The following is a 10,279-nucleotide window of genomic DNA, read 5'->3' as shown; positions in this document are numbered from 1 at the left end:
GACTTGTTCAGAGGTTCCTTATGTCGAAGATGACTTTCTGGGTTCGCTGCGTGATTACCTGATTTATGTTCTGATGATTTCTCCTTTCTATCCGGTCACGCTTACGCCAGGAGAAAGTGTGGTCATTTTTGCAATTTTTGTGTATGTCTGGTTCGCAGGTGACCTTGACACCATTTCTGAGTCCAGGCCTTTATATGTCCCGAATGCTTACTCATAAGTTTCGTTCGCTGATTTTGCCAATCGCGCTTGCTACGTTATTTGTCGTGACAGAGAGTGCGGCCGACAGTCCCAGTTCTCCATTAGACGTGACGATCACGATTGATGCGAATGTGAACCGGCATCCGATCAGTCCTCTTATTTATGGCGTCAGTTTCGGTACGACGCAAACGTTGAAAGACCTCAGGGCACCGATCAACCGGTCCGGAGGTAACAGTGCGTCTGCGTATAACTGGCGTTTGAACGCTCGTCACGCAGGAAAAGACTGGTTCTTTCAAAGTCTGCCAGTGAACCCCGATGATATTTATGATCAGTTTGGTGAGGAGTTTGTTAGGCTGACCCAGGCGGCCAATGCACAGCCTATGGTGACGCTTTCGATGATCGGCAGAGTCGCCAAACTTGGCAAAGATCGAGAGCGTCTTTCCAGCTTTTCGATCGCAAAGTACGGTGCGCAGCAGGACAATGATGCTGAAGGCTTGGCCGATGCTGGTAATGGTGTGCTGTTGAATGGCGACCTTCTCACGAATAACGATCCGGATGATGCATCTGTCACTCATGGTCCGCAGGATGAACTCGAGCGCGTGGCGCGGCTGACACAACGTTTTGGCAAGGCCAATGCTGGCGGTGTGCGTTACTACATCATGGATAATGAGCCTAGCCTTTGGCATCTCACCCATCGCGACATTCATCCGACAGGGGCTCACGCCAGTGAAATTGCCAACAAGGTCATTGCATATTCCAATGTCGTCAAGGCTGTCGACCCGGATGCTTTGGTCGTGGCGCCGGAAGAGTGGGGTTGGTTTGGTTACAACTACAGCGGTTTTGACCAGCAGTACTCATCTGTTCACGGATTGGATCACACCCCGGATCGCACGAATCAGACTGGCGGAATGGACTATGTTCCCTGGATGCTGACTCAATGGAAACGTGCCGGTAAACCGGTAGACGTATTCAGTCTGCATTTTTACCCACAAAGCGGTGAATACAGCGAATCCGAAATCACGGACTCCACAGACGTTGCGCTCGCCCGTAATCGCTCGACTCGCAACCTATGGGATCTGAACTATCGCGATCCGACATGGATTAACGACGTGGTGGCCCTGATTCCCAGGATGCGTCAATGGGTTGACACGTACTACCATCCTGGGACACCGATCGCACTTACAGAGTACAACTGGGGCGGTGACACACTCATGAACGGGGCGACTGCCCAGGCAGATCTCTTGGGTATTTTTGGTCGTGAACGCCTTGATATCGCAACGCGCTGGGCTGCGCCCGCCCCGGACACCCCCGTTTACAAGGCGATGAAGTTATATCGCAATTACGATGATCAAGGGGGCGAATTTGGTTCCCTGAGTATTGGCGCTACAACGCCCGATCCCGACCAAGTATCGGCCTTCGCGGCCTTGCGTGAACAGGATGATGCGATGACGGTCATGGTCATCAACAAGCAACTCCAGCGAGAAGCTGATGCGACGCTTGAAATTCTTAACTACACGCCTCACGGTCGCGTGGAAGTCTGGCAACTTCGCGATAATCAACTGGCTCGTCTGGAAGATACGTCCTACACGGACAGTCGCTTGCAAGCAACCTTACCCCCCCAGACGGTTACGCTTTTCGTTTTGCATGCGCAGCAGTAGGTCGACTCCTATATGAAACAGTCCATGGCTCGGGGATCTCTGATCAGTTTAAGCATACGAATGCTTGATCTGCCGTTTCGCTATGGGTTTCACCTGCTGATTGCAGCATCCCTGGCTGTCACTGATACCGGGCGGTTTTACATCGTCTTTAGTTTTATGACCGCACTCGCCGGATTTGGGCGACTCGGTGTTGATCAGGCGTTGACAAGGCAGCTGGCAATGGACATCGCCTGTGATCGACATGAGACCACGCGAGTCAGCATCTGGCATGCCCTGCGTCTGGTGCTGCTTGCGTCAAGTGTAGCTGCGCTTTTGCTAGCTGTGGGCGCCAGCTACCTTGCGAGCGAAATACTGAACAAACCCGATCTGGCATTTCCTTTGATACTCGGTGCGCTTACATTGATTCCCCAGAATGTCGGGGCGGTTTTTGCCGGGGCGCTGGCCGGTTTGCATCGTGTCGGATTTAGCCAGGCTATTTACTCATGGCTCTGGCCTGCCATATTTTGTCTGATCACCTTGCCCGCAGTCATTACCGGAACGCTCACGGTGAACATGACACTGATCTTGATCGCGGTGAGTTTTATGTTGGCAGCGGTCACCGGAGGCTTGCTGCTTTGGCACGTTCTGTCAAAACAGCCGTCAACAGCGCAGCCAGGACAGTCGCCACCGGCCCTCTTAAGGCCAGGGCTTTCGCTCTTTACCCTGGAAATTAATAAACTCTTGCTTGCAACGGCACCCGCAATTGTTCTGGGTATTTATGCGACCGCACATGATGTTGGTCTTTTTGCGCTAGCCTGGCGTATCGCACTCATTGTCAACCTGTTGATCAGTGCTGTTACAGCGATGGCTGTTCCGAGGTTCGCGGCGCTGCATGCAAAAGGTGATCGTGATGGTATGGAGCAAAATGCTGCCCAGGCCATTGGGATTGTCCTGTGTATCGCGTTGCCTATTACGATCTGTATGCTGATTTTTCCGCAAACGCTGCTGTCATTGTTTGGGGAAGGTTATGGCGACGGTGCCACGATCTTGAGGATTCTGGCTATTGGCCAGATCGCTGCGGTTTGCTTCACTGCGTTACCAGAGTTGTTAGGTATGACATCGCATATGGGCGAACTGAGCAGGTTGAATGCCGTGACAGTCACCGTGATGCTCGTTGGTCTGGCAATATTGGTGCCTTTAGATAGTGCTCGTGGCGCCGCCTTGGCCATTGCGCTTGCGGTTCTCCTTAACGGGGCTATCGCAACCTGGCAAGTTCAACGGTTGCTGGGCGTTCGGCCGCATCAGCGGCTCTGGCACACCATCGGATGCCGTCTCTTGCGATCAAAAACCGACGCCATGGTCAGTGCTCAAGATGCTCATCGTGTCAATCGAGATCGAGATATGCCATGAAATTTCTGCCACGCTCACTTCTGATTTTAGCCCTCTGCGCGTTCAGCCCTCTGTCTTGGAGTCAGGGGGCTTTAGATCCACCTCGCTACGATTACAACGTTCTTTGTCAAAAACGCGCGAATGTCGCAGACGGATTTTCGCGCGAGGCGATGATGCAATGTCTTGCGAGTCAGCGTCACGCTTACGAGTTGATCCGGAAAAACTGGCATCAGCTACCAGAAGAAGTTCAGACGGGATGCGATGAACAAACCCGTGCGACGCGTGTACTGGATTATGTTTCTTTGCATAGCTGCATCGTTACACAATTGCGCAGAATCCCGCCGGCTCCGCAGTAATTCCCCATTTGTAACGATCGTTAAAAATGGGGGATTGCCGCCTACGAACTGAAGGCGATCCCGTCAGATGCTGAAGGTTCGATATGGCTGATATATATGGTTCACCTCTGGCATTTCATTTGATGATTTTTGTTCTAAATTTCGTCTTCCTTAATTTGTGCTTAGAAGAAAATGGAAGTTTTTAGAAACATTCAATTTGGCGTTGACATCGCGACCAGCCTTACTATTATCGGAGCTCTTTTATCGTGGCTCTTAAACCAACGCAAGGTCAGAAAAGATGAAGCGCTGCGGCGCGAACAGGAAAGGCAGAGGGGTATCAATGACGCTGCTCGTGCCGTCGTGGCGCAGAGCATTAATAGCGTAATTTCTAACTTGGCTGGCAGCTTCAACCAGATTGTGACCGACGGGACTTATATCGAGAATCGCATAGATCGGGCATATGCGGTAGGTGGCAGAGATGCGCTGATTCGTTATTTGGACTCTGGTCTAATTAGTTTGGACGATATCCAAGAAAGGTTAGTGACATTCCGCGAACGGATTTCCAATTTCTACGAATCTGCGGCGTCGTCTCGCTACTTGTTGATCCCATCGCTTTATTCCTTGCCTGAAGGTGGGGATGCCATTCAGAGTCTCAAGCGTGACTTCCAAGACATTATGGCTGCTCACAATCGGATTGCCGGTGGTTATGTAGCTCTATTATCCGAGCTGCGGCCATTAGCTATTAAAGTGCTGGAGCTCAAGAAGAACGGCGGAAACCCTGAGGAAAATGGCGCAGCCTTTTACGAACAGAATGAGTCTGCTGTTGATTCTATAGTCTTTGATGGAGACTATTTCGCGTTTATTGAAACCTGCGTTCCCTCTGGTCGAGAAGAGGATTTTAGGCGACTGATTGAATCAGGCGTGACGCGATTTTCTGAGCTCGATGACTCAACTAAGGCCCTTGTTGGTTCTGTTTTATCGAACTTCATAGGCACGCTTTTGAAATCTCCAAACCAGTTGATCGCGACGGTTTTGATGCTGGTCAGCAAAGAGCTGCAGTTGACGCGATGCGAGTGCAAGGAAGCCTTGGTAAACCTTGCGGCTATCTCTGCCCGCGTGCATTCCAAAGAAAACACTTTGCCGATCGCTGAGCTTGCGCAAGAGCTAAGGTCAGACAAATATTTTAATGTGGGCTCTGAGATCCGTTGAGACCCAACCGGTTGTGCGGCCCTGCCTTGCAACCGGGCGGATGGCTTTCACACCTAAGAAAGCCATCCGCTTATGGCTGCAATGCATCAAAACTAAGATCACGTGTTGTGTTGCGCCATCAAGATATTTCTTTGGGGGCATCTATAATCTCGCCGCATGGCAACACGTAGAAGCAGCAAACGCAAGACCTCCAGAAAGCCGTCCAATCGTAAATCCTTCCGTTTACTTCTGACCTCGACGGCAGCGTCATTCGCATTTTTCACCACGCTTTTCAATCCGGAGCTGGCCCATCTGGTCGGGCTCGAGCATTTTGACATTGGCCGAGTGGCCACGACCGTAGCCCGCCAGCCGCCAGTTGCGACAAAATCCGGGTTTATTCAAACCTCGTTCAAAAACTGCCCGCAGTTCTTTCCGGGTAAACCGCCGGCAGTACCGGCTGCTACTGGGCTGCGTGAGCTGTGTTTTTCGTCGTTCGCGATCTTACACAGTGGCCAGACTAAGACGCCTGTGTTTGTCGCCCAGCGTCTGAATCGTAAGATGCTGGAACAGGCGAAAAGCGTTGAGCGACAGGATCGGTTCTATGAGGAAGGGCGCTTGCCGGCGACGGAGCGGGCCAAGCTGGATGATTACAGGGGCTCCGGCTACGCCCGTGGCCACATGGCACCGGCGGCTGATATGCACACGCCCGACGCCATGGCGCAAAGTTTCAGCCTGGCCAATATAGTGCCGCAAGACCAGCGTCAAAACAGCGGGCCGTGGAACAAGATCGAGGAAGACACCCGTAAATACATCATGCGGGCCAAGGGTGACGTTTATGTATTTACCGGGCCGGTGTATGCCAACAATTCACAGCGGATCGGAGCAGGGCAGGTGNTTATGTATTTACCGGGCCGGTGTATGCCAACAATTCACAGCGGATCGGAGCAGGGCAGGTGGCCGTGCCAACGCACCTGTTCAAGGTCGTCTATGACGCGACGACGAAGCGGTCATGGGTGCATTGGCAGGAGAATGGGCCGGATGCTGAGGTGGGACTGCCGATAGAATACGAGGCGTTTACTGCGAAGGTTGCTTTAAGGTTGTTGTCGAAACAGTAACATAAAGCCACCTGCAGGTGGCTTTATGTTGACCGGATAAAAGTGCTGGGGACTGCAATCAGCCTAATTAAAAATTGTACTGCCAGCCTATATTACCCTGATATGATTGATATGAAGATTTTCCAAAAAGATAGCCGGCATTAATCCAGATTTGGCTATTTTTGGTGATTTTTCCCTCAAGACCAAGTTTAACTTCACCTAAGTTTTTGTTGCCCTCAGCTTCATAATTGACATCATTTATTCGAATGGAGTGTGGTTTGAAGTTATGAATATAGTTTAGGGCAATGTATGGTCTGTAGCTAGTCAACCGGTTTGAGTCTGTCGGTATTTCAAGGTAAGTTTTTACCCCCAGTCGAGCTTGAATGTTGCTATCGCCATGCTTTATTGGAACCGCTTGACTATCCTTGAAGTTATGCGCGTGTACACCTTGATAAGTTAATTGCGCTTGGGGTTGAATCCACAAGGTTTTATTGCCGTAGTCATTGAATAGATAATTATTTCCCACCTCTATAGAGGCCGTTATGCCTGATGAATTATAGTTCAGCTGGTCTTTGTCCGCAGTCGTCACTTTATTTTTAAAATGATTCCATAAAATCCAACTATCAATGTACGCGCCTCGTTGATCATCGGGGTTAGCATACCAGGTGCCATATACGCCAATGCTGTAACCACTAACCTTTGAGGAGGATTTGCGGTCGGTCAGGTTGGAGTAGGTGTCGCCCTTATATGTTCCGTATCCCCCCATCAGGCCGATATTGAATTGGTTATTGGGGCTGGGCTTAATTAAACCGATCCCAAGTTGATAGACGAAGCTATTGCCTTTTGTATTCAATTGATCAGATACGCTATCGAATTTTTGATGGCTGCCGTAAGCTCGCATCCAGACATTATTCTGTTTCTTTTCAAGATCTTGATAACGGCTGGCGCCTTCGCGATCTTCCAGCCTGGTGTTAAACAAAAAATTTCCTGCTAGCTCATTGGCGATATATGAGCCAACGTTTGGAGAATAGACTCGTTGAGTGGGTTGAGTGGGTTGAGCTGTTGGGTTGGTTTGGCTGAGGCGACTTTCTAGATACCAATTGTCGAAATTGCTGTTGTTTTTTGCCGTATTTTTTTGGCGCAAATTTAGTGAGTAGTCATAAGCGCCTGCTGAAACATAATTCCCTGCCAAGAAGAAAGTGTCATTTGCCTCGGATTGTCCGGTCTGAATAACCTGAATGCCTTGGTCAGTAGCTGCGCCTCGCCCGTTAATATTTTTAACGACAAGTTGAGTTTTTCCAGTTGCTCTACCGCTAATAATAAGCTTATCGGTGGCGCTATTGTCACCACCCATTTCTGTTTCGACCAGTAGTTTTCCGTTAGTGGCGGAATAATTTCCATCTAACGTAAGTACGTCACCTAATCTATTAGTGTTTAGCGTAATCGTGCTGTTTGTACTGGAGGTTTCACCATAGATCGTGGTAGGGGAGGTCTTACTGCTATCTATGCCCAGCACGGCATCGTTAGATAGCGTCAAAACACCCGTGTTTGTACTGGCGAAGGCATTGCCAGTTAGGGTAAATCTGCTGTTGTTAAGATTGATTTTTTCCCAGCCAGTAACGTTGATATTATTTGTTTCATTTAGATTTCCGGTACCATCATTACTTGCAGCGGTGAAACCGCGGATCGTCATGTTCGTGACGTTTAGGGTATCAGTTCCTAAGCCACCGTCTATCTGAGGAACAGCGCTGATGTTGATTGTGTCTCCAAGTTTTACCTCATCATCTCCATCACCCATCAAAATTTTCCCGGTTAATAACCCCCCTGTGGCTTCGAGGGTGTCATTGCCGCTGCCTAATGATATGTCGCCACGAATACTTCCGGATGTTTGCTTGAGTGCGTCAGTGGTGTTCTCAGCAATTATTTTGCCGAAGATCTCGTTAGTGTTTTCGATATTAACTAGAACACTATTATTTAAAACTGCATTAGCGCTTGCATAAATACTAGTATCATCTTGTGTGGCAGCTAATATTTTCCCTGAGTTTTTTAGGTTAAATCGACTGTTTCTTTGCTGCCCATCAAGGGAAATGTTTTTGGCTTGGCTTGATGAGTTGTTTATTTTTACCGTGCCAGAATTTTCAAACGTAGTGCTTGAGGCTGTTGCATCCACGTTGGTACCTGCAATCTCAAGTGCTACGCCTACTGTTTCAGCGTTTGGATTTTGGTTGTCTAATTCAATAAGTCCAGAGTTTGTGAAAGTAGAGTTGGTTCCGCTTTGTGCTCTAGTAGAAGAAATATAAAGGCCGAACAGGCTAACTGCTCCAGAGCCTCGGATCTTGATGGTTCCTGTGTTGCTGGCATGGGACTCTGCAGACGAAATCACGCCCCCGATAATTGCGCCAATAGCGCCCAGTTTATTAGCGGTGGATTGGATATCAATTTCTTTTGTGTTTACCCAGTAAGACTTGGCATTTATATTTGTCGTGTACAGGCCCATTCCTCCAAAATTGCGGTCATTCCCGAGATTGTCTGTGACTGATAAAAATAATTTTCCATTATTTGTCACGGAGAGAGAGGTGCTGTTATTTGGTGCGGTATATGCGTTGATGATGTTTCGTAGGCCAACGCCTCCACCTCCATAAACTGCGTTGTACCAACTCATGGTGCCATTGTTTGTGATCGATAGGCCACTAAGGTCACCGAACGCATGGATAACGCCTAGGGTTGAACCGGATGTCGACCAGTCACCGTTATTTATGATGGTGACATTTTGCCTATTATTAAAGTCATAACTGGAAAGAGTGGATCGCGTGCCTTCGCAGATTAAAGTTGAGCCGCTCGCCGGAGCGCTAGAGAGATCGCAGGCCGCAAATCCCGCAGGGGAGCACAACATCCCTCCCAGGGAGAGTAGAAAACGACTCGATTTAAAATTTTTAAGCCCAAATAGTTTTCGATGTGTTTTTGGGTTATTGGTTTTTTTTTGTTAATACAACCGGTGTGTCGCAATTACTTATCATTGCCGCTCCAAGCTAGGAATTCGATCATTTTTCTGCTTCGCCCGCGCCGCCAGGTGCACGATTGCTACTTTCTCCCTGTGGCGTTTGCTTTGTAATTTGTACCAAAAATGCACGATATGAGTCGTAATAGAATTTACTAATATCTATTTGTATTTATGTGATGTATGATTTCAGGCTGCCTACATTAAATATTCTTTAGGGCTTTAAGCGGTATAAGCTGCTGTTAAGCAGAGGCAATGAGCTCTCGCGAGCCTAAGTTTGGCGTTTGATTAAAAGCACGCGCAAGCACATCGTGTGAGCCAAGGGTTGCATTTATGTGCTCAAAGCGTGGGTGTACGCTGTAAAGCGCTGAGGATGGTGGTGGGGCAGGTTGCCGTGCCAACGCACCTGTTCAAGGTCGTCTATGACGCGACGACGAAGCGGTCATGGGTGCATTGGCAGGAGAATGGGCCGGATGCCATAGCAGGTCGGCCGATCAGTTATGACGAGTTTATATTGCGCACTGAGCTACGGCTCTTCCATGTGACTTCGGGGTAAGGTGCCGTAGTGCGGCCAAAATGGCTGCGTCAGCGTACGCAGTTAAAGAGTATTCACGCTGACTACCTTCGTGTGCGTCATGCAATGCGCCGTGATCTTGTACAAGAACACCAGGTAGCCAATGCCCAGCGTCAGGATGCTGATAATGGCCCAAAGGATGATGTTGCCGATGATGCTGGCCAGATCAATCGTGCAGACGAGCCGACCAACCTTTCTGCCTTCCCCGTCAAACGCATAGGTCTTGCTGATAATGAAACGCTGCATGTAGTAGGGGAAGACGAACAGCGCTAGCCCAAAAGTGACGAATGTCAGTAATAGCCAAATAATCAGGTGGCCCAGAACGTCAAAGGCACCCAGCTCGGATTTCAGCTGAAGGTTTTGGAATGTTGGTGACGCATTTCCGAAGAAGGTTTGGCGTGACTGGTTTGTCGACGCTTCGGATTGAGGCTGGCTGAGTTCCTGTTGTGACACGTATGCTCCTGCTGAGGTGGTGGTAATGGGTTATCCCTGGGTTAATTAATCCCGCAGGCACATAATCTAAAGCACCAGTCCTATGACGATCGCGGTGGCCTGAGCGGCAAATTTACGCCCGGTGATGCTTTGCTTGTCGATCAATCTTATATCATCCCCTAATAAAATTTAATTTTCATTACGTTTAGGGTGAGAATTAGCGTTTCAAAGTTTTCTAGGCGGGCGTCGGTAGCAGATTTCATATTCGGCCATTACAAAGCAAAGTGCTTAACTTTTTAAGAAGCGAAATGCTTATATTCGTTAAGCGAATCGTTCTATATCCACTTATGAAATTTCTCGAATTCGTGATGCCTACGTGAGTCACCGCGCGGGGCCGGGTGGTGGTAACAACGTGACAACGATGCAATATTTTG

General features: G+C 49.1%; 6 protein-coding genes and 2 pseudogenes. 6 read left to right on the top strand and 2 right to left on the bottom strand.

Annotated features, from left to right (window positions below; genetic code table 11):
• The 6 genes and pseudogenes from PuT2_RS08215 to PuT2_RS16210 all read left to right on the top strand — a co-directional run.
• Nucleotides 1-217: pseudogene (locus tag PuT2_RS08215) on the top strand (hypothetical protein); the annotation flags it as partial.
• Complete coding sequence (locus tag PuT2_RS08210) at nucleotides 195-1,856, top strand: glycoside hydrolase family 44 protein (protein WP_254046974.1); 1,662 nt, start codon at nucleotides 195-197, stop codon at nucleotides 1,854-1,856. The pseudogene PuT2_RS08215 and the gene PuT2_RS08210, both read left to right, overlap by 23 nt.
• Nucleotides 1,857-1,868: 12 nt before the next feature.
• Nucleotides 1,869-3,245 carry an oligosaccharide flippase family protein gene (locus tag PuT2_RS08205; protein ID WP_371596572.1) on the top strand — a complete coding sequence of 459 codons (1,377 nt, stop codon included), beginning with the start codon at nucleotides 1,869-1,871 and terminating at the stop codon, nucleotides 3,243-3,245.
• Between the two features lie 506 nt (nucleotides 3,246-3,751).
• Nucleotides 3,752-4,768: a hypothetical protein gene (locus tag PuT2_RS08200; protein ID WP_093970513.1), complete on the top strand. Its 1,017-nt coding sequence runs from the start codon at nucleotides 3,752-3,754 to the stop codon at nucleotides 4,766-4,768.
• Nucleotides 4,769-4,924: 156 nt separating this feature from the next.
• A pseudogene (locus PuT2_RS08195) lies at nucleotides 4,925-5,581 on the top strand (DNA/RNA non-specific endonuclease); the annotation flags it as partial.
• 80 nt (nucleotides 5,582-5,661) lie between these two features.
• Nucleotides 5,662-5,862 (top strand): hypothetical protein, encoded by a 201-nt coding sequence (locus tag PuT2_RS16210; RefSeq protein WP_371596570.1) that lies wholly within the window; start codon nucleotides 5,662-5,664, stop codon nucleotides 5,860-5,862.
• Nucleotides 5,863-5,929: 67 nt separating this feature from the next.
• On the opposite strand, the gene PuT2_RS08190 is transcribed toward PuT2_RS16210, so the two are convergent.
• Both PuT2_RS08190 and PuT2_RS08180 read right to left on the bottom strand, forming a co-directional pair.
• Entirely contained in the window at nucleotides 5,930-8,503 is a 2,574-nt protein-coding gene (locus tag PuT2_RS08190) for an autotransporter outer membrane beta-barrel domain-containing protein (protein WP_158214027.1), read from the bottom strand.
• A gap of 934 nt (nucleotides 8,504-9,437) precedes the next feature.
• Entirely contained in the window at nucleotides 9,438-9,866 is a 429-nt protein-coding gene (locus tag PuT2_RS08180; protein WP_254046972.1) for a DUF6693 family protein, read from the bottom strand.
• Nucleotides 9,867-10,279: the final 413 nt, after the last annotated feature.

Origin of the sequence: Pusillimonas sp. T2 (genome assembly GCF_002236805.1) — a bacterium.
GTDB lineage: Bacteria > Pseudomonadota > Gammaproteobacteria > Burkholderiales > Burkholderiaceae_B > Neopusillimonas.
The sequence above is the reverse complement of the archived record's forward strand: the minus strand, read 5'-3'. Positions and strand labels throughout refer to the sequence as shown.

Bases quoted from the DNA above. Each gene is read 5' to 3' on its own strand.
- PuT2_RS08190 (WP_158214027.1), bottom strand. From the start codon at position 8,503: ATGAGTTGGTACAACGCAGTTTATGGAGGTGGAGGCGTTGGCCTACGA.
- PuT2_RS08200 (WP_093970513.1), top strand. From the start codon at position 3,752: ATGGAAGTTTTTAGAAACATTCAATTTGGCGTTGACATCGCGACCAGC.
- PuT2_RS08205 (WP_371596572.1), top strand. From the start codon at position 1,869: ATGAAACAGTCCATGGCTCGGGGATCTCTGATCAGTTTAAGCATACGA.
- PuT2_RS08210 (WP_254046974.1), top strand. From the start codon at position 195: ATGTCCCGAATGCTTACTCATAAGTTTCGTTCGCTGATTTTGCCAATC.